At 53.7% G+C, this 18,408-nt stretch carries 17 protein-coding genes; 5 read left to right on the forward strand and 12 right to left on the reverse strand.

Features of this window, described 5'->3' with window-relative positions:
- Positions 1–20: 20 nt before the first annotated feature.
- The 10 genes from KP004_RS08105 to KP004_RS08150 form a co-directional block, all read right to left on the reverse strand.
- A complete protein-coding gene (locus KP004_RS08105; RefSeq protein ID WP_216801829.1) occupies positions 21–818 on the reverse strand; it encodes a hypothetical protein in 798 nt (265 codons plus the stop codon).
- Between the two features lie 652 nt (positions 819–1,470).
- Positions 1,471–1,698, reverse strand: a complete 228-nt coding sequence (locus KP004_RS08110) for a hypothetical protein (RefSeq protein ID WP_216801830.1) — start codon at positions 1,696–1,698, stop codon at positions 1,471–1,473.
- A gap of 209 nt (positions 1,699–1,907) precedes the next feature.
- Positions 1,908–3,149: an MBL fold metallo-hydrolase gene (locus KP004_RS08115; RefSeq protein WP_216801831.1), complete on the reverse strand. Its 1,242-nt coding sequence runs from the start codon at positions 3,147–3,149 to the stop codon at positions 1,908–1,910.
- Between the two features lie 215 nt (positions 3,150–3,364).
- Entirely contained in the window at positions 3,365–3,817 is a 453-nt protein-coding gene (locus KP004_RS08120; protein WP_216801832.1) for a hypothetical protein, read from the reverse strand.
- Positions 3,818–3,943: 126 nt separating this feature from the next.
- Entirely contained in the window at positions 3,944–4,618 is a 675-nt protein-coding gene (locus tag KP004_RS08125; RefSeq protein WP_216801833.1) for a YkgJ family cysteine cluster protein, read from the reverse strand.
- Positions 4,619–4,894: 276 nt separating this feature from the next.
- Positions 4,895–5,647, reverse strand: a complete 753-nt coding sequence (locus tag KP004_RS08130; RefSeq protein WP_216801834.1) for a hypothetical protein — start codon at positions 5,645–5,647, stop codon at positions 4,895–4,897.
- A 167-nt stretch (positions 5,648–5,814) separates the two neighbouring features.
- Positions 5,815–6,450 carry a hypothetical protein gene (locus KP004_RS08135; protein ID WP_216801835.1) on the reverse strand — a complete coding sequence of 212 codons (636 nt, stop codon included), beginning with the start codon at positions 6,448–6,450 and terminating at the stop codon, positions 5,815–5,817.
- A 319-nt stretch (positions 6,451–6,769) separates the two neighbouring features.
- Positions 6,770–6,886 (reverse strand): helix-turn-helix domain-containing protein, encoded by a 117-nt coding sequence (locus KP004_RS08140; protein ID WP_216801836.1) that lies wholly within the window; start codon positions 6,884–6,886, stop codon positions 6,770–6,772.
- A 192-nt stretch (positions 6,887–7,078) separates the two neighbouring features.
- The gene (locus tag KP004_RS08145; RefSeq protein ID WP_216801837.1) at positions 7,079–9,058 is read right to left on the reverse strand and encodes an alpha-amylase family glycosyl hydrolase; all 1,980 of its coding nucleotides are present in this window, start codon (positions 9,056–9,058) and stop codon (positions 7,079–7,081) included.
- 209 nt (positions 9,059–9,267) lie between these two features.
- Positions 9,268–10,644 (reverse strand): sigma-54-dependent transcriptional regulator, encoded by a 1,377-nt coding sequence (locus tag KP004_RS08150; protein ID WP_216801838.1) that lies wholly within the window; start codon positions 10,642–10,644, stop codon positions 9,268–9,270.
- A gap of 141 nt (positions 10,645–10,785) precedes the next feature.
- On the opposite strand from KP004_RS08150, the gene KP004_RS08155 reads away from it, so the two are divergent.
- The 4 genes from KP004_RS08155 to KP004_RS08170 all read left to right on the forward strand — a co-directional run bounded on the left by KP004_RS08155 (position 10,786) and on the right by KP004_RS08170 (position 13,933).
- Positions 10,786–11,547: a slipin family protein gene (locus KP004_RS08155; protein WP_216801839.1), complete on the forward strand. Its 762-nt coding sequence runs from the start codon at positions 10,786–10,788 to the stop codon at positions 11,545–11,547.
- Between the two features lie 216 nt (positions 11,548–11,763).
- On the forward strand, positions 11,764–12,504 hold the full coding sequence (locus KP004_RS08160; protein ID WP_216801840.1) for a class I SAM-dependent methyltransferase: 741 nt from the start codon (positions 11,764–11,766) through the stop codon (positions 12,502–12,504).
- A complete protein-coding gene (locus KP004_RS08165) occupies positions 12,474–13,289 on the forward strand; it encodes a dolichyl-phosphate beta-glucosyltransferase (RefSeq protein ID WP_239026987.1) in 816 nt (271 codons plus the stop codon). Before KP004_RS08160 ends, KP004_RS08165 begins: the two co-directional genes overlap by 31 nt.
- A gap of 125 nt (positions 13,290–13,414) precedes the next feature.
- The gene (locus tag KP004_RS08170; protein ID WP_216801842.1) at positions 13,415–13,933 is read left to right on the forward strand and encodes a ferritin; all 519 of its coding nucleotides are present in this window, start codon (positions 13,415–13,417) and stop codon (positions 13,931–13,933) included.
- A gap of 217 nt (positions 13,934–14,150) precedes the next feature.
- On the opposite strand, the gene KP004_RS08175 is transcribed toward KP004_RS08170, so the two are convergent.
- Positions 14,151–15,476 (reverse strand): peptidylprolyl isomerase, encoded by a 1,326-nt coding sequence (locus KP004_RS08175; RefSeq protein WP_216801843.1) that lies wholly within the window; start codon positions 15,474–15,476, stop codon positions 14,151–14,153.
- A 192-nt stretch (positions 15,477–15,668) separates the two neighbouring features.
- Between KP004_RS08175 and KP004_RS08180 the strand changes: the two genes are divergently transcribed.
- Positions 15,669–15,905 (forward strand): YtxH domain-containing protein, encoded by a 237-nt coding sequence (locus KP004_RS08180; protein ID WP_216801844.1) that lies wholly within the window; start codon positions 15,669–15,671, stop codon positions 15,903–15,905.
- A 42-nt stretch (positions 15,906–15,947) separates the two neighbouring features.
- Here KP004_RS08180 and ptsP read toward each other — a convergent pair whose 3' ends face one another.
- Entirely contained in the window at positions 15,948–18,290 is a 2,343-nt protein-coding gene (ptsP, locus tag KP004_RS08185; protein WP_216801845.1) for a phosphoenolpyruvate--protein phosphotransferase, read from the reverse strand.
- Between the last annotated feature and the right edge of the window lie 118 nt (positions 18,291–18,408).

The following is an 18,408-nucleotide window of genomic DNA, read 5'->3' on the forward strand; positions in this document are numbered from 1 at the left end:
TATCAACATTTTTCCTCCGGTTATAACGAGCCTTCAGTAGGCTTGTACTTTATAAGTTCTGAGTCCACGAAGTAGTTTCCGTAATATTCGTTTGGCCTATCTTTGGCGTAGGTCTCAAAGTCAATGTACGGTGCTGAACAGTGAGGGCAGCGAAAAGGATTTGTGTATTTATACCGAGTCCCATCAGGTGCGAGCGGAAGGATGGCCTCTAATGCCGCCAAGTCTTTTGTATCAGGCTCTGAAAGCACGACCGGGCAACCGGGAACCTGATCACTTACAGTGATAGTGTACTTACCAGAGCCGGAATAGAAGTACCCTGAATTACTAAATCCAGCGTGATACGAGCGAATCTGGAAGGAGTTCTTGCAGTAGTCGCATTCGCAAGAGAGAATAATATTTCCGCTGGTAACTCTTCCGCTAAAGTGAAGGCCTCGGGCAAACAAACCCTTGCCATATAGTTCCTCGTTTTTGACTTTCCCACCCGAGATGAAGAATGGCTGGAGACGGATACCAATAGCTTTTCCAGAGGCAAAAGCTTCAGGGTCATACTTCTGTGAGTCCGTAATAACACAGTCAGCCTGACATGCCAGATTTTCATACACACGAATGGAGAAGTGAAACCAGCCTGAAGTACTACCAAGCTCATGACGATGTTTTACGCCTTGCGCGTCCACAAACTCTATCGTTGAATTTGCCCCAACTTGCATCGCCGGTTCTTTTTCGCATGGCAATTCTTTTCTGCTAAAACTGCAAAGTTCTTTGCCATTGAGCAAAACATGAAGTAACGGAGTTTCCTTCTTCTTAAAAAGTGAAAACATTCTATTTCCTTTCAGGCCAATGTGGGAGAGCTGACCGACCGATTTTGTCTCTGGGCCGGTCCGGCACTTAGTTGAGTCATTTACGTTTCAACCTTTCAGTTACCATGACGATGACCCAAGCCCATATTCCGAGGATTGGGACCATTGACGGCACAAAAAAACAAGGGGTGTCTAGAGTGCTGTTAGGTGTGATGTCCAATGCAAAGATGGGCCAGAATAGCACGTGGTTGATGGCACCAACGGTCCCGTTTATATAGCGTGTTTGCCACATGAGCCTTTCAACTTCGGCAAGCCCGACACCTAAGCCAGTGATCACCGCAAGTAGGACCGTTAGAGAGATTATCTTCTTTGCATTTTGCACTCTGGTACGAGGGCCTTCTCTGACTGACTTTTTCAATTTGGATGCATAACTAGAAGTCCAAAGTAGCATATATTGACCGTTTCCTTTGCTCTGAGCCAGCATCCAAGTTCATAAAAACTGACTGATCTGTGGATCACTGATTCAAGCGCTACCGGTGGATGATCAAGAGGAGGGTAGGGAAGGGACGGTGGACGTAGCGGGCGGTGCACCGGCGGATCGTAGCAGAGTCCGCGTGCCGCCGAGTGTCGGACATCGTTTGTTGGCTCTGCTTCCTTTTCGCCTTGCTCGTGTCTAGATCATATTGATTAGCTTTTGCACGATCTTATCGCCAAAGACGGCTCCTAAAACACCGCATATGACAATGAATGTCAGACTGCCCCAAATGAAATAAACGTTAAAATCCCATGTCATTGATTTGATAATCAAAATGACAACAATCCCGACTCCAGTAACCAAGCCTGATGCAGCACCTGATATATAATCCCTTTTTTCTGGCAGTTTTATGTTCTTCGATTCCATCGCTCTGCCACTTTGATTTTGCCTTTTCTTCGTCCAGCTAGTTATTAGTGGGAATTTTCTTCATCCTCCCACATCTGCGCATAGTCTGAGGGGCCTGAGGGGCCTGAGGGGGACGCCTATAAGATCATAAGATTCTGTAGGAGAAACTTATATTCTTATGTGCGTCCCTCTGTCCTCCCTTGCCTACGAGCCCCATTAGGCTTCTCGTGTTACTGATAAACATGAACCCATTCATGCAGTTCATTTGTACTTTCTTCATCAATGCGTAGTACAGGCTGTCCAAGCCATTTAAGGATTTGTTGCTCTACATTCGGATCGGGATGCTTCGTGCTATTAGGAGGACATGTCGCATATAAAAGCCGTGGGTTTAATCTTCTTAACGCCCCCATACTGTGATTGCGCTTGGACCCATGATGAGCAAGGGACATACAGGCGAGGTTATAATGAGGATGATCATCGTAGTGACGTAAGAAATCTGAAAGAATTGCCGCTTCTGATAACTCAGCATCGCCGGTCGCTAGCCAAGCGGCGTTGCGACAATAACTGAACTCTCCAGTATTTTTTGCTGGTCCTGCACCATAAAAATATTTATGAAAACACCGAAAATCTGCTCGAGCGGGTCCGCTGCGCATGCAAAGCGAAGTCCAGTTGAGGCCAGTGGTAGTAAAGGATATGTAACAGTCCACCAGCTTAGCTCTAGTAGTTTTGGATTTAAGTTGGTCAATCATCCATTTACCGTTGGCGTAAGATTCAATGTCATCGGCTGTCATGCCAAAAACTTCCGCTATTTCACTTTTGATTGTCTTCCAAAAAAAATCTGCGCGCCAACAAAAGAACTTAAATTCCCACTTTGGTATTCTGCCGCTACTTATTACGAGTGGAACTCCATGGTAAATACTTTGTGCGTTTTGTTGCCCTCCGACGGTAACATCTTCTTCTGATAGAGCTTTGATAACTTCCCAACGATGGTTGGGGGCTCCACTCAAGTCAGTTTTCAGAATACCATCGTCGTCCGCCTTTTTCGGGGTCATGATAACTACCCGGCCAACACCGCGTTCACGGAACCATTTCTCTGGTTCTAGTGTGAATGAAATAGTCGAGGCTGTGTCTGTGCTCTTGTAGATTTGCTCGGCAGCTAGCAGGATTTTCTCGAAAGGATCTAGGTACGGGAGGACAACGGTATCTACACTTTTATGGAGGAGAAGTCTATCTAGGCCAGACACGTGATCTGCGTGCAAATGTGATATAACAAGCAGGTCGATTCCCTGATCTTCAAGCGAATCAACATACTCATCAATTTTGGGAAGTAGTCGTTTTCGTGTCTTTTTCGCTCCACAGTCGTAAACATACTCAAATGTTTGTCCTGTATCCGGGAACATAACGCTAGCGGTGTGAAAGAAGCCATGGCCTACAGCGTGCTGATGACGCTCATGTTCGATTGAGGGTAACATGTTAGTAAAACCTTCCTTTGAGATTTCATTTTATACTTAACGTTCTATAGTTGCGCGAGTCTGCAAAGCGATGTGACTCGAGTGAGTTTAAAGACTCAGCAACGTGTTCCCCAGAGTTCCGTTTGAGACTCATGCCAACGTTTATACCGATCAATCGGCAGATAAGTTACCTACGCCCCCCAGGGCTTTGAGGGTTTCCTGCTTCCACAGTTTCCCTAGTCCGGTAGATATTCCCTCCAAGCAGCCATGCAATGTGTAGCGAGTTGGAATGCATCAATCAAGTTTGCTTTATGTTTGACGGCCGCTTTAAATGTGACGACAGGGCTTCCTCCCGTTACAGCAAGGGAGCGGTTCACTCTCTTAGGCTCTGCTCCAGATTTCGGGCGGTGAGTTAGCATCATGTGTTTTGTAGCGTTAGCTAAGTCTGCGCAGATAGCTAGAAATTCATTTTCGTTAACGTATGCATCAGGACTTTTGGCAATCTTATCTGGGCAGAAATGACCTGCTTTGAGCCAGTCCCTGAGATGGAAGCAATTCTGAAAGAAGGACCACATGTCATCAAAATAGTAATCTGCCGGTTCGCCGTGCGCCTCCACGCCCCCATTCATTCTCTCAAATCTGTCGTAGTATCGGTTTACCCTTTCCCACTGCTCCTGCCAATCGGACATAATATCGATTACCTCTTTTCTTCAGGTGGAGAGGACGCTGGTATCTTATGAACCTTTTGCCTCCGCAGTGCTCCACAACCTACGTCCCCTCTCGTCCGGGGGGGGGATAGCTAAGCAATGTCATGGTTACTCGACGTTGATGGCGGTTAGGAATGTTCTCTTCTTCTTGCGGTATTTTTTCAGAAAAGTGGAGTCTGAAACTGCCTCTAGTATTGCCGTGTTCAACTCGTAAACGTTTGAGTCATAACCTTCGTTCTCGGCGGCTTTTACAAAACCATCCGCATGGCCATTTCCAACGGCGTGGACCTCTAGAACAAAACTATTTGGAACCGAGAGGTTGTGGGGTTCGTCAAATGACTTCTTACAACGTAGGACGTCTGTTTGGTGAAAGTTGCGACATTTCAAAGGACGAACCACATAGATTGAGCAAGCTCCGTCATGCAAAAAGGGACACTGAAAATTTCGAGACAAATGTTCTTTGACAGTCAGATGTCTGATTTGTGTCGCATTAGCCGTTGCTGTGGCTAATATTCGATCCACCTGGGGTGGCTTCAACCTTTTCTTGATATATTCTGCAATAACGAGCGCTTCATGTGCTCTTAAATCGATTTTGAAGTAACAGCAATAATTGCATCCTTTTGTACAGGTTGCCTTCGGATCAGAACTTGCCATAGTCTCCTGTATAAGCCGGTCCATTCGGCCAAACGAGGCCTCCAATGCCTCTACGGGGGATTTGCGCCGAATCTCGTTTCTTGCTGTTTCAAATTCCTCAGTTGCCGCTTTGATGTAAATATCCTTCATTTTATCTCCTATATCGGCTCGACAGTCGAACCGCTTGCCCAGTGTCATCTGGGGCTGATGGCAGGTTTTTCTTATTCGTCTCTTCAGCTCCCCCCAAAGGTCAAGACTCAAGACCTGCCCCTCAGGCTCTCGTATGGGGCCTTTGCGATTCTCACGTTTCTGCTGATGCTAGGGCCTGAGTACCTGAGGGGGACGCCTATAAGATCATAAGATTCTGTAGGAGAAACTTATATTCTTATGTGCGTCCCTCTGTCCTCTGTCCTCTGTCCTCCCTAACTAGTCTAATTTGTAAGCCCCCGATATTGCCGACATGATTTTATCATAGTCCATATAACCTTTGTCCTCGGGTTTAAAGCATGCTATGTCATCAGTAAAAATGAAAGAATCGCAGTCACAGCCATCCTCCGGCATACCACAATCAAGGCAGATCGGATTAAGACGGTCAACCAAGATATCAATTGCTTGGGTCGGGTTGTCATGATCAAATTCATCATTGTCGCAATAGAAGTTATATTCACCGTGCAAAATTTCCATAGTTATGTCTTCGGGTAGTTCTTCGTAACTAACTGAGAATAGGGAGGAAACATGCCTTAAAATTATTCGACCATAATCAAATCTATTTATTCCGTTATCAAACCAAATACGGCCATCTTTATTATTAAGCACTTGGATATTCAAGAGTCCATGATGGCCTTGAATGTTAGAGTTGTGCCTTTTAGCTCTGTCAAGACCCACATGTTTAACCGAATTATTCAAAGCATTGATGAAATTAAAAGTACCAAGCTTGAACCTGTTGCCGAGTAAGCCAAATCTTTCATCAAGGCATTTAATTATTTCGTGACGTTGGGTTTGTCTGGATCTTGTTTTTTCGCACTCCCACAGATAATCAGTAAAGTGAGAGACGACAAAACTATATGAGACTGCATTTATCAGGCTTAGATTGTCAGACTCAATTTTACTCTTAATATCACGACTATATGGCGATACAAGATTTTGGAAAAAGTGATTTGCCAATTCAATTGTTTTCATTTCAATCCTTTGGATTCAACGGCTCGGGAGAACAGCTGTAAAGGTCGCTGTTTCTGCCTTGTTGACAATCGCCGTTTCTCGACCGGCTGCGTTGGCTTTCGCCAGCCTTCATCAACTGGGTCAGCTCTCAACCTGGCTTTTACCTTCGTCCATAGCTCAACCTTCGCTTACGTCACTTTGTTTTCTGTTTTTCGTTTGTGTAATAAAAACGCAAAGAGTCCCGGCCACATCAACCGTTTTGTCACACGCTGAAGAATTTCCTCAGGAAATCTTTGAAATAATGGATCTTTATAGTCTTCGGGGAATTGAGCTGCGCGCCATAAAGTATACAAGGCAGCTTCATCCATTTCTGTAACTTCGGAGTATTCCATATGTCCATCATTGATATTTTTTACAGAATTTTGGGCAGCATGATCAATGTCTTCGTTGTGGTTATTAGAGCCATAAAAAAAAGCTGCACCTTTTGATAGATTTCTGTAACCCAATATGGCACTCAATTGATTACGGTATGTCTCTAGAGCAACTGCAAAGACATCAAGATGATCTTGATGGGTAATCCTTTTCGAAATTGTTTCGGACAACTGTAGTATCCGTGCAGCAGAATTCCAGATTATACGATCATTGTTCCCGTCTGAGAGGAGCCCAATTGCCTTATCAAACCCGCCAATAGCAGAATCCAGATGGAACCTCGATCGCTCGTATTTGACCTTTCTGCTGTGAGATAAAATTTGCCAGCAGAATACTCCTGCACTAACGAATAATGCCAGCGAGGTGGCAATATTGGCTATAGCTTGCAAGTTCATATTCCTTCCTTTTGTTTAATGCCAACTAGTTATTAGTGGGAATTCTCGTCATCCTCCCACATCTGCGCATATATATCGATTAACCTGACAGTGCTGCTGCCCTAACATGCTGATGTGGCTAACTACCATGATCGGAATTTGGACCAAATGGCGGGATTGACAGAAAACTGTCTATCCTCCTATCACACCCGCGATAGCAGGTTAGATCGCAATATATAAAATTAATTCATCACTGTAAAGGCGAAGGTTTGAACGCTTTTGCCGGCTTAGAGCTACAACAGGTGGTGAGGGAAGGGAAGGGGGGCGCAGCAGCGGGGGGCTAGAGCGGCATGCCTAGGCGGCGCATCTTTTCTACTAGGGTGGTGCGGTTGATGCTGAGCATGGCGGCGGCACAGGCCTTGACGCCGCCGGCCAATTGCAGGGCTTCGCCGATCATGCGCTTCTTGATCCGTTGATAGCTTGGACCAGGTCGATGCTTGCGGGGTACGTAGCGTTCCCGGTAGTTCTTGGCGATACTGGCGGGGAGGTCGCGCGAGGTGATAGAAATCCATGGTCAGGCTTGCAGTGTTGCAAAGTAACTATCAGAGCGGCTGAGATTGCAACTTCGCAAGCCTGACCATCGATCACTCTAGTGGCTTAACCTGAATATCCTCCCGAAGTTGGACGGAACGACTACTCTGACCGGCATAGATGGGTCGGAGACGTCCCTTTCGTAAGGCGCAGTGTTGTCATGTACTGCTTCTTTGACGGCGCCCTCCAGCACATCCACCCATTTACCGGCATGCCCAAAAGGGATGTCCATAGTGGCGTCTTGGTCCGAGAAGTTGACGGCGGTTATCAAAACCTCGTCATCCAGCCATCTCCGGTAGACCAGGGTCTTCTGGATGAAATTCTCGATTTCTTTCTTCGCGTTTTCACGAGGTCCTCTCAGGGCGCCATACTGAGTCCTGATGGCGCCCAGACAACGATACAGGGTGGTCAGTGGTAGCACTACTGGTGATCCTGAGAGTTCGTACTGGCTGTAGAAGTATTCCCAACAGATCGGCCTGGTGCCTCGAACCCTGCACTGACCGTCGTTTGGTAGCCCGTAGGCTTCCCTGAACTCCTCCCCCTCCCACAGCATCGGCGTTCCGACAGCTGTGAGCAAAGCGATCGCGTATGGCTGGAGTTTAGTCCAGTCCGGATCGCCGGGGTAGTCAAAGCCAGTGTCATCCCACTTCTTCCTCTTGTCGATCCGGTACATTAGGTGCGACTTGTCGTGGCAATTATTGTAGAGGATCGGCGAAACGGGGATCTCGTCACCGTCGACGTTCTTGGTGGTTTTGACGGCTTCCCATCTTGAATCGGAGAGTAGCAGCTCGTTTAAATATGAGCCGTTTAGGCAGTCATATACGGCCATATCTGTGCTGGCATCAAATACGGTTTCTTCCCAGCAGCCGTTGATGGCGCTATTCGAGATCTGTGCAAGCTGATAAGACCCTTTGCTGAGGTCTTCAGCTATTTGGATAATATGCGAAATCCCGCTGGGGCCTTTAAACCTGTCGATGTTTTTGGAGAAGTGGTAGGTGTCCTTGGTAAGCTCCTGGAGAGATCTGAAGGTCGGACGATAGGAATCCCAGTCCGGGTAGCCATTGCGGTCCACGGAAGGACTCTTGTCAAGGAAGCCGTTGACGTGGTCGTATCTGAAGCCGTCGACATGGAATTCCTCGATCCAGTACCGGTTGACTGCCGTATAGAACTCGATGGTCGAGCGCATCCTGAAATCACTTTTATGACCGAATCGTGAATATTCCGAAACGATGGGGTTATACGAGCGATGGAGCCCCGCAGCATCTGTGTATTCGTTGTCCCTCCAGAGATCGAAGAAACGGTCGTATCCTGCCTGGTAGTGGAACTGGCAGTCGGTGTGCGCATACACCATGTCGAGGATCACCGCTATACCCGCTTTGTGGCTCTCGTTCACCAAGTGCTTCAGCGCCTGTGGTCCGCCGTACCTCTCCTCGGGGCTGAAGTAAAACATCGGCATGTAACCCCAGTTGCACTCATCATGGACACTCGTTACAGGCAGCAGTTCCAGCACGTTGACGCCCAGGCTGTTCAGGTAGGGAAGCCTGTCGACGATGCCAAGGAAGTTCCTGTTGAACTCGGCGACGTTTAATTCGTAGATGATCGCATCCCTGATGGAAGGGACCTTGAAAGCGGAGTCTGTCCACTGAAAGGGAGTCTGATCTGTGGCAAAGACTGAGAAGACCCCGCTCGAGGTTTCCCTGGCGCAGGGGTCACCAAGAAAAATGGAGCGCACGTCCCCGCCCCCCTTTTTGGCGGGGCCGGTGATCTCATAGCGGTAGAGATAGGTGGCTCCCGGCTTGATCGGCTGGGGAGCGCTTTCCCACAGCGATTGGTCGAGTTGTCCCCAGTTCCCGTCAGCCTGAGCCGGTTTCAGAGTGACGGCAGTAGACGGGACGTTTTTGTTGAACTGATCCTCTTTGGTTATGTACAGGACTCTGACGGAAAAAGCAGGCGAAACGATGCTCGGCAGAAAAATGGAGAATGTGACAGTGCTCTGGGCCTTGTCGACCCGTGCTCCAACCTTCGATAGATCAAACATGCGTACCTCCTTTCCCTGTTGTTTGCGAAACGGAGGGAGTATATCACTACATGGGTCACGGTAAAGTTAGACCAAGATGGAGCAGAGGGACGCACCTGATTGTCTGCCGGGACACTATGGCAGTGGGCAACGCACAACTCATGGAAGGGATAAGCGAAAGAGGGGTGAAAGAGGAGGGGAGACGAAGACGGAGGAGGACGAACGCAGGACTACAGCGGCATGCCGAGGCGGCGCATCTTTTCTACGAGGGTGGTGCGGTTGATGCTGAGCATGGCGGCGGCACGGGCTTTGACGCCGCCGGACAATTGCAGGGCTTCACCGATCATGCGCTTCTCGATCTCGCTGATGGCCTGGACCATGTCGATGCCGGCGGGGGTGACGCTGACGGTGTGGTTGCCTTCCTGGTAGTTCTTGGCAATGTTGGCGGGGAGATCGCGCAGGGTGATGACGTCACCTTCGGTGAGGGCGACGATCCGCTCCATGATGTTCTCCAACTCGCGCACGTTGCCGTTCCACGGATAGGCCTCGAGGGCCTCGAGCGCTTCCTTGTCGAGATGCATGATGGGACGCTGCATGGAACGACAGTTCTTCTCCAGGAAATGCCGGGTGAGGGGAAGGATGTCCTCGATCCGCTCGCGCAGGGGCGGGATCAGGACCGGGATGACGTTCAGCCGGTAGAAGAGGTCTTCGCGGAAGTTGCCGCGCGCAACTTCTTCCTCCAGGTTCACGTTGGTGGCGGAAACGACCCGCACGTCCAGTTTGATCTGCTTGTTGGAGCCGACGCGCTCGACTTCCTGCTCCTGCAGGACGCGCAACAGTTTGGTCTGCAGATGCATGGGGAGGGTGCCGATCTCGTCCAGGAAGATGGTGCCGTTGTTGGCGGCTTCGAATTTGCCCACCTTCTCCTTCACCGCGCCGGTGAAGGCTCCCTTCACGTGCCCGAACAGCTCGCTCTCGAGAAGGTTCTCAGGAATGGCGGAACAGTTCACGGCGATGAACGGTTTGTCCTTTCGGTTGCCGTTGAAATGGATCGCCTTGGCGACCAGCTCCTTGCCGGTGCCGGACTCACCCAGGATCAAGACGGTGGAGTCGGTCTTGATGATGCGCTTCATGCGTGAGAAGAGCTGCTGCATGGCCTGCGAGTTGCCGATGATGTTGGCGAACTCGTACTTGTCCTGCAACTGCTTCTTGAGATACACGTTCTCGCTTAACAGCTGCCCCTTTTCCACTGCCTTGTCGATGATGATGCGCAGCTCTTCGATGTTGAGGGGCTTGGTGATGTAGTCGTAGGCGCCTTTCTTCATCGCCTGGACGGCGGTTTCGGCGGAACCGTGGCCGGTGACCAGGATGACCTCGGTGCGCGGGGAATCCTGCTTTACCCGGGTCAGGATGTCGATGCCGTTCACGTCGGGCAGGAACAGGTCGCTGATGACGATGTCGAACGGCTCGCCGGCCAGCAGGTCCAGACCCTCCTTGCCGCTGGAGCATCCCTTGATGGCAAAGCCGCTCGCCTTGAGCAGGATGAGCATCGCCTCGCGGCTGCCGTCGTCGTCTTCTATGAGCAGTATCTTGATGTTCGGTTTCATTCGGAAATTTCCCATAGTTAGAGATTTCTTCAATAACATGGATGAGACGATTTGGCAATACGACAATTTGACGTAAGGCCCTGTTTCGATATACTTGGGCGGGTTTTTTAGCTTTAATAAGAGCTGTAAAGGGAGGGAATCATGAATGTCGTGAACCTGTTTCCGGTCCTGGTGGTCCTGTTTCTGATAGTGGCGTTTCTCGCCAATGCCATCCGCATTCTCCCCGAGTACGAAAGGGGGGTGCTGTTCCGTCTCGGGCGGGTCAAGAAGGTGCGCGGGCCGGGCCTCGTGCTCATCATCCCGGGGATCGACCGGCTGGTGCGGGTCTCGCTGCGCATCGTGGCCATGGACGTTCCCTCCCAGGACGTGATCACCCACGACAACGTCACCGTCAAGGTCTCCGCGGTGATCTACTTCCGCGTCATCGACGCGGTGCGGGCGGTGGTCGAGATGGAGAACTACCTCTATGCGACCAGCCAGCTCTCCCAGACTACGCTCAGAAGTGTGCTGGGGCAGGTGGACCTGGACGAGCTCCTCGCCAACAGGGAGAAGATCAACCAGGAGCTCCAGGAGATCCTGGACCGGCAGACCGAGCCGTGGGGGGTGAAGGTATCCACGGTCGAGGTGAAGAATATCGACCTGCCGCAGGAAATGCAGCGGGCGATCGCCAGGCAGGCGGAGGCGGAGCGCGAGCGGCGCGCCAAGGTCATCCACGCCGAGGGGGAACTGCAGGCTTCCGAAAAGCTGGCCCAGGCGGCGACGGTGATGGGGAACGAGCCGATGTCGCTGCAGCTGCGCTACCTGCAGACGCTGACGGAGATCGCGGCGGAGAAGAACTCCACTACCATATTCCCGGTGCCTATCGACTTGATCAAGATCTTCATCGATCGGACGGGGAAGTAGTGGGGAAGGGACTGGCTCCGTTAGGTGCCTGTCCCTTTGTGCAGCTGAGCGCTCCACTCTCAGCGGGCTTTGCAAGCCCGAAGGGGACAGGCACCTTGCGGAGCCAGTCCCCTCCTCCGGTGGAGGGCTCGGTAGCCGCAAGCTTGACTATGACCTGACGATGTGAGACATTGGCGCCATCTTATTTTTAGCTGACAAAGGCATGGTTACGGCAGCATGGACCTGAAAGAGGCACAGACGGGCAACCTGATCAGACACCCATGGGAAACCTCTCGGCTTGATGCCTTGCAGGAGATTCTCTCGGAGTTCCTGACTCCGGGAATGCGGGTCCTTGATATAGGTTGCGGCGACGGTTTCGTCGCCGAGAGTCTTTGCAAAGAGATGCCAGGTATAAAGATCACTGCCGTAGATACTCACCTTTCCGATGAACAGGTGCGTAACTTCACGGTGAACAAGGCCGAAATCTCGTTCCGGAAGGAGTTGCCCGAACAGGGGCGCTTCGACCTGGCCCTGCTTTTGGACGTGCTCGAACATATCGAGGAGGACGCCCCTTTTCTAAAGAACGTGGTGCACCGTTACCTCGCTTCCAAGGGGCTGGTGCTTGTAACGGTGCCGGCTTTTCAAGGCCTCTTCAGCTGCCACGACACCTTCCTGGGGCACTACCGGCGCTACAGCCTGCCGCAGTTGCTGCATCTTGTCGAAGGGGCCGGGCTGAAGGTGCGGCGCTCGGGCTACCTTTTTTCCACCTTGCTTCTGCCTAAACTGGTGCTCTTCAAACTGCTCGCGCCGGCCGATGCCCCTGGCGGGGTAGGGCAATGGAGCAGGGGGGCGCTGATCACTTCCCTGGTTCACCTGGTGTTGAAGCTCGACAACAAACTGCTCTTTGCCGCTGGCAGGTTGGGTATAAAGATACCCGGCCTCACAGGATGGGTGCTGTGCGAAAAACAAGGATCGTAATCCCCTGTTACAACGAGTCGCAGCGCCTCCTGCCGCAGGCTTTCCTATCAGCCCTGCATAACGATCCCTCTTTGTCTTTCCTCTTTGTCAACGACGGCAGCACTGACAGTACGCTGCAGGTACTGAACTCCATCAGGGATAAATATCCGGCGCAGGTCGACGTACTCGATCTGGAGACCAACTGCGGCAAGGCCGAGGCGGTGAGGCGCGGGGTCCTGGAGGCCAGCGAGGGGCCGTTTCAATACGTGGGGTATTGGGATGCCGACCTGGCAACGCCGCTGGACGCGATCGACGAGTTCTGCGCGGTGCTGGATAAACGCCAGGTCGATGCGGTGCTGGGATCGCGGGTCCGCCTGCTGGGGAGAAGGATCAAGCGCAGGCCGGTGAGACACTACCTGGGCAGGATATTCGCCACCTGCGCTTCCGTACTGCTCGGCATGAACATCTATGACACCCAGTGCGGCGCGAAGATCTTCCGCAACTCGACGGCGTTGCACATGGTCTTCGCCTCGCCGTTCAAGGTGAGCTGGATTTTCGACGTGGAGATGCTGGCCAGGTTCCCACTGGTGCTGGATGCATCCTGTGCCGAAGTAAGCGCCAACTGGGTGGAGTTCCCGCTGCACGAATGGCAGGACGTCAAGGGGTCGAAGCTGCGCGGCACGGATTACTTCAAGGCTCTCGCGGAGTTCGGCACGCTGTTTTTCTTCCTCAAAACCCCGGTCCGCAAGGCCTACCGACGCTACCTGCAGGGGGGAGGCAGCCGCCCGGCAGACTCCCGCACCTGACCGACACTCCCTGCTTCGCGTATACCTTGCTTGCCAACGGCACAGCCTTGGGTAACATAGTACGTGCATGACAAAGAGCGAATAGAAAAGACCACGTGCTATTTGATTACAAGGAGGAACACCTGATGCTGACCGACAAGCTGTGCACCGCTCTCAACAAACAACTCAACAACGAACTTTACTCTGCCTATCTCTACCTTTCCATGTCTTCCTATGCCTCTTCCATCGGCCTCAAAGGCAGCGCCAACTGGTTCATGGTTCAGTACCAGGAGGAGATGGTTCATGCCATGAAGTTTTACAACTATATCAACAGCCGCGGCGAGCACGTGAAGCTGCAGGCGATCGACGCTCCCCCCGCCGAATTCAAGAACCTTTTGGACATGTTCGAGCAGACCCTGAAGCACGAATTGACCATCACCGCCTCGATCAACGAGCTCACCGACTTGGCCCTCTCCGAAAAGGACCACGCCACCAACATCTTCCTGCAGTGGTTCGTAACGGAGCAGATCGAGGAGGAGGAGAACGACCGGGACATCATCGGCAAGCTGAAGCTGATCGGGGACAACGGGCAGGGGCTTTTGATGCTGGACAACGAGCTGGCGACCAGGGTCTTCGTGCCGCCGCCGACGACTGCGGCACCGTAGGAAATCCCCCCCGTCCCCCTTTGACAAGGGGGGGGCATGAGGGGGACTGGCTCCGCAGGTGCCTGTCCTCTTAGTGCTTGGGTTTCGCAAGGGGGGACGTGAGGCGCGTTCGGTGGGGCGTGGACCACATGGTCGCAGCTTCCACACACTTTTCGAAACAATTAAAAAGGGCCCGTTGCTACGGGCCCTTTTTTTATCGCGATGAAAGTTTATAGAACTAGTTCTTCTCGATCTTGGCGGTCTTCTTCAGCTGCTCTACCAGGGTGGTGACTTCCTGCTGCACTTTCTGACGCTTCAGGAAGTCGGCAATCTTGTCCTTCACGTTCTCGAACTTCTCGGCACCCGCTTCCTGCTTGTCGGTCACTTTGATGATGTGATAACCGAACTCGGACTCGACTACGCCGCTTACTTCGCCCTTCTTGAGACCAAAGGCTGCTTTCTCGAAGGCGGGGACCATCTCGCCACGACCGAAAGCCCCGAGGTCGCCACCCTGGCTGGCAGAGGGACAGGATGACTCGGCTTTGGCTACAGCCGCAAAGTCCTCACCCGCCTTCACCCGCTTGAGCAGCGCCTCCGCCTTCTCCTTGGCGCGCTTGCGCTCTTCAGGGGTCGTATTCACGTCGGCACTTACCAGGATGTGACTGGCTCGAACCGCTTCGGGCTGCTTGAAGTACTGGTCCTTGTTGTCTTCGTAGAACTTCTTCGCTTCGGCATCGGTGGCTGCCGCCTTGGCGGTGAACTTCTGCTCGATGAAGTTGTTGATGACGATGTCCTTGCGGGTGAAATCCTGCATGTCCTGCATGGTCATGTCGACGCTCTTCAGCGCGTCGATGAATTCCTCGTCGGATTTGAACTTCGCCCGGTTCAGGGCCACTTTGTCGTTCACCTGCTGATCCAGGTCGGGTACGTCAATCTTGACGGCCTCCTGGTACAGGAGCTCCACGGAGGTGAGCTGGTCCAGGACTGCGGCCTCGGCTTCCTTCTGAGCCTCGGGCGCCAGAGGCTGGGTCACCTTGCTTTGCGCCAGCATGACCTTGAGAGCGCGATCCATGTCCAGCTTGGTGATGACGGAGCCGTTGACGCGCAGCACGGCGATGTTGGCGGGATGCTGGGACTGCTGGGACAGCTCCTTTTGCTGCTGTTCTTTGGCCAGATCAGCGACTTCCTTGAGCGCATCCTTTGTCGGTTCCTTGGCCGCCTCGTTGACCGGTTCCTTGACCGCGTCTTTGGCAGGGGCCTTGGCTGCCTCTTTATTTGCCGCCGGAGCAGAAGCCTCGGCAGGTGCCTTTGCCGCAGGTTTTGCAGCGGCCTTTACGGCAGGGGCCGGTGCCTTGGCCGCGGTCTTGGCCTTGGCAGCGTGCTTGGCTCCCTTCTTGGCGTGCTTCTTCGCGGCAGCTTTCTTCGCAGGCTTGACCGCGGTTTTCGCTGCCGGTTCGGCAGCATCGTTTCCGGCGGCTTCCTCGGCAAGAGCGCCGACGGGTAGCGTCAGGGCCAAAAGAAGGGCGGCAACGGCAGGCATGGTCGATTTCTTGAAGGAAAACATGCACATCTCCTTTGAGAATAATTTATCAACGGATAGTAGCATCTATGTGGGGTCAATTCAAATCAGAAAACCGTATAGAAGGAAAAGCGTCATTATTTGTTGTTGGGGGTTTTATTGCGCTGCGGAATGTGATAAGTATGACTGCACATTTTTCTCCGGTTATAACTTCCAGAACCAAAAGGAGCATACGACATGTCGAAGAAAACCGAACAGGCCGCTCTGTTGGCCTTCCTGGCCGGAGCCGCGGTAGCTGCGGGTGCCGCTCTCCTCTTTACCCCGAAAACCGGCCGCGAGGTTCGCGAAAAGCTGGGCGAAGCGAAAGACGAGGCGTTGGACAAGCTGAAAGGGTGCGTGAAGAACGCGAAGCTGCGCTCCAGGAAGAACGGCTCCGATCAGATGAACTACGACGGCGGAGACTGCTGGATATAAAGTAAAGAGGCCGGATCCCTTACGGGGTCCGGCCTTCGTTTTTTACAGCCCCAGTTCCCGCTGGGTCGCTTCCAGGTATTCCCTGATCGATCGGGCGCTCTCCATGGCGAGCACCCGGTCGCCGATCTCACGCGCCTTTTGCAAAGTGATGCGACGCACCGCCTCTTTTACCCGGGGGATATTGGGCGCCGACAGGCTGAAGCTGCGCAGGCCAAGTCCCATGAGCAGTATCGCGTTGATCGGTTCTCCCGCCATCTCGCCGCACAGCGAGGCCGGCTTGCCCGCGCCCGCGGCGGCATCCGCCACCTTTTTTATGGAATGCAGTACCGCCGGATGGTACGGGTCGTACCATTTCTTCACCCTCGGGTTGTTTCGGTCGCAGGCCAGGGTGTACTGGATCAGGTCGTTGGTCCCGATGCTCAAATAATCCACTTCCTTGACCAGCATGTCCGCCACCATCACCGCCGCGGGCAGCTCCACCATCACCCCCAGCCCGATCTCCCGGTCGAAGCTTCGTCCCTCGCGGGTCAGCTCGTCCTTCACCTGCGCCAGGATCGTCTTGATGCGGCGCACCTCGTCCACCCCCGAGATCATCGGGAACATGAGGTTGCACTTCCCGGACGCCGAGGCGATCAGGATGGCGGCAAGCTGTTCCCTGAGGATGTCCTCCCGGTCCAGCGAGATGCGCATGGAGCGCCAGCCCAGGAAGGGGTTGTCCTCTTTGGGATGGGGGAAGTAGGAGAGTCCCTTGTCGCCGCCGATGTCGAGGGTACGGATGTTGACCGGCAGCCCCGGGAACCCCTCCAGCATCTTGCGGTAGACCGCGGCCTGCACCTGGCGGGAAGGGAGGGAGGAGCGGGTCATGAAGGGGAACTCGGTGCGGTACAGGCCGACCCCCTCGGCCCCGTGCAGGTGCGCCACCTTGAGGTCGCTCAAGAGGCCGACGTTGGCCAGAAGCGAGACGGTGCAGCCGTCCGGGGTGCAGGCGGGAAGGTCGCGGATCTCTTCGAGGGCGCGCTGCTTCTGGTCGAAGTCCCCCTGCAGGCGCACGTACTCCTGCTTCACGCTCTGGTCGGGATTGACGTAGACGCAGCCGGAGTTGCCGTCGACCACCACCTCGCTGCGCACGCCGACCCGCTGTAACAGCCCTTCCACGCCGAAGACGGCGGGGATACCCAGGGCGCGCGCCATGATGGCGGAGTGGGCGTTCAGGTTCCCCTTTTCGGTGGCGATGCCGATCACCTTGCCGTGGTCCATGATGGCGAGGTCGGAGGGGAGCAGTTCGCGCGCCACGATGATGCGCTCGTCGCGCAGACGCTCGCGGTGCGTGCTGTGACCGTTCAGGGCGTCGCAGATGCGGCGGCCGATGTCCTCCATGTCCGCGCTGCGTTCGCGCAGGTAAGGGTCCTCCATCCTGGCGAAGGCGGAGACGTAGGCCTCGACCACCTGGTTCACCGCCCGGTGGGCGCCGAGTCCGTCCTCGATGAGGGCGGTGATTTTGGCGATGAAGCCGCGGTCCTCGAGGATCATGAGGTGGCTGTGAAATATTGAGGCGTCGGCCTCGGAGAGGATCTCCCCCATCCGCTTTTCCATGTAGATGGTGTGGATGCGGGCCTTCTCCAGGGCCTGGTGGAACATGTTCAGCTCTTCCGAACGGGGGCGGGCGCGCTCCAGGATCGCCTCCTCGCTCGGGCCGCGGTGGTGCAGGATGGAGACCTTGCCCAGGGCGAAGCCGGGGGAGATGCCGATGCCGACCAGGGCAGCCGAAGAGGGGCCCTTGCGCGAGGAACGGCCCCCCTCCTTGAGGACGCCGTTCTTCTTGAGGCGGTCCACCTCGGCGGCGAAGAAGGCACGCTCCTCCTCCTTCTTGCGGATGGAGTCGAGCAGTTTGGCGTTGGAGACGATGCTGGAGATCTGCCAGGCTATGGTTGAGACGGCGCTGATCTCCTGGGGGGTGAAGGTGCGGGCTTCGCGGTTCTGGATGACCAGGACCCCCATCGGGATGTCGCGCTCGAAGAAGGGGACGCCCAGGAAGGAGAGAACCTTCTCTTCCTTGGTCTTGCGGAAGTACTTGTAGCGGGGGTGCCTTGGGGCGTTGTCGGTGGCGACCACGCCGCGCTGCTCCACGACCAGACCGGTCAGGCCCTCCGAGATCTTCATGGTGATGCCGACCGAGAGCCTGGAAAGGCCGCGGGTGGCGTGCAGGCGCAGGGTCTCGCCGTCCTCCTCCAGCAGGTAAATGGAGCAGACGTCGGAGGACATCCTCTTAGCCACCAGGTTTACGATGTTGTCCAGAGTCTCCTGCAGATCGTGAGACTGGAGAATCAGCGCGCTGATATCCTCCAGTGTCCTCAGTCCCAGTTGCTCACCAGCCTCCTCTGGCATTGCCTTCCCCTTTGCGTGTGATTGCTGCAGTATAAATGAGAAAAATGATATGTGAAAGGTTTTAATGCATTTTGAGTCGCTCTTAAGTTGGCAAAGGGATCGCTTCCTGTTATAGTGT

The sequence above is a fragment of the Geomonas oryzisoli genome, from assembly GCF_018986915.1.
GTDB lineage: Bacteria > Desulfobacterota > Desulfuromonadia > Geobacterales > Geobacteraceae > Geomonas > Geomonas oryzisoli.

Coding starts and splice junctions, on each gene's coding strand:
- KP004_RS08105 (WP_216801829.1), bottom strand. CDS start 818: ATGTTTTCACTTTTTAAGAAGAAGGAAACTCCGTTACTTCATGTTTTG.
- KP004_RS08110 (WP_216801830.1), bottom strand. CDS start 1,698: ATGGAATCGAAGAACATAAAACTGCCAGAAAAAAGGGATTATATATCA.
- KP004_RS08115 (WP_216801831.1), bottom strand. CDS start 3,149: ATGTTACCCTCAATCGAACATGAGCGTCATCAGCACGCTGTAGGCCAT.
- KP004_RS08120 (WP_216801832.1), bottom strand. CDS start 3,817: ATGTCCGATTGGCAGGAGCAGTGGGAAAGGGTAAACCGATACTACGAC.
- KP004_RS08125 (WP_216801833.1), bottom strand. CDS start 4,618: ATGAAGGATATTTACATCAAAGCGGCAACTGAGGAATTTGAAACAGCA.
- KP004_RS08130 (WP_216801834.1), bottom strand. CDS start 5,647: ATGAAAACAATTGAATTGGCAAATCACTTTTTCCAAAATCTTGTATCG.
- KP004_RS08135 (WP_216801835.1), bottom strand. CDS start 6,450: ATGAACTTGCAAGCTATAGCCAATATTGCCACCTCGCTGGCATTATTC.
- KP004_RS08140 (WP_216801836.1), bottom strand. CDS start 6,886: ATGATCGGCGAAGCCCTGCAATTGGCCGGCGGCGTCAAGGCCTGTGCC.
- KP004_RS08145 (WP_216801837.1), bottom strand. CDS start 9,058: ATGTTTGATCTATCGAAGGTTGGAGCACGGGTCGACAAGGCCCAGAGC.
- KP004_RS08150 (WP_216801838.1), bottom strand. CDS start 10,644: ATGAAACCGAACATCAAGATACTGCTCATAGAAGACGACGACGGCAGC.
- KP004_RS08155 (WP_216801839.1), top strand. CDS start 10,786: ATGAATGTCGTGAACCTGTTTCCGGTCCTGGTGGTCCTGTTTCTGATA.
- KP004_RS08160 (WP_216801840.1), top strand. CDS start 11,764: ATGGACCTGAAAGAGGCACAGACGGGCAACCTGATCAGACACCCATGG.
- KP004_RS08165 (WP_239026987.1), top strand. CDS start 12,474: ATGGGTGCTGTGCGAAAAACAAGGATCGTAATCCCCTGTTACAACGAG.
- KP004_RS08170 (WP_216801842.1), top strand. CDS start 13,415: ATGCTGACCGACAAGCTGTGCACCGCTCTCAACAAACAACTCAACAAC.
- KP004_RS08175 (WP_216801843.1), bottom strand. CDS start 15,476: ATGTTTTCCTTCAAGAAATCGACCATGCCTGCCGTTGCCGCCCTTCTT.
- KP004_RS08180 (WP_216801844.1), top strand. CDS start 15,669: ATGTCGAAGAAAACCGAACAGGCCGCTCTGTTGGCCTTCCTGGCCGGA.
- ptsP (WP_216801845.1), bottom strand. CDS start 18,290: ATGCCAGAGGAGGCTGGTGAGCAACTGGGACTGAGGACACTGGAGGAT.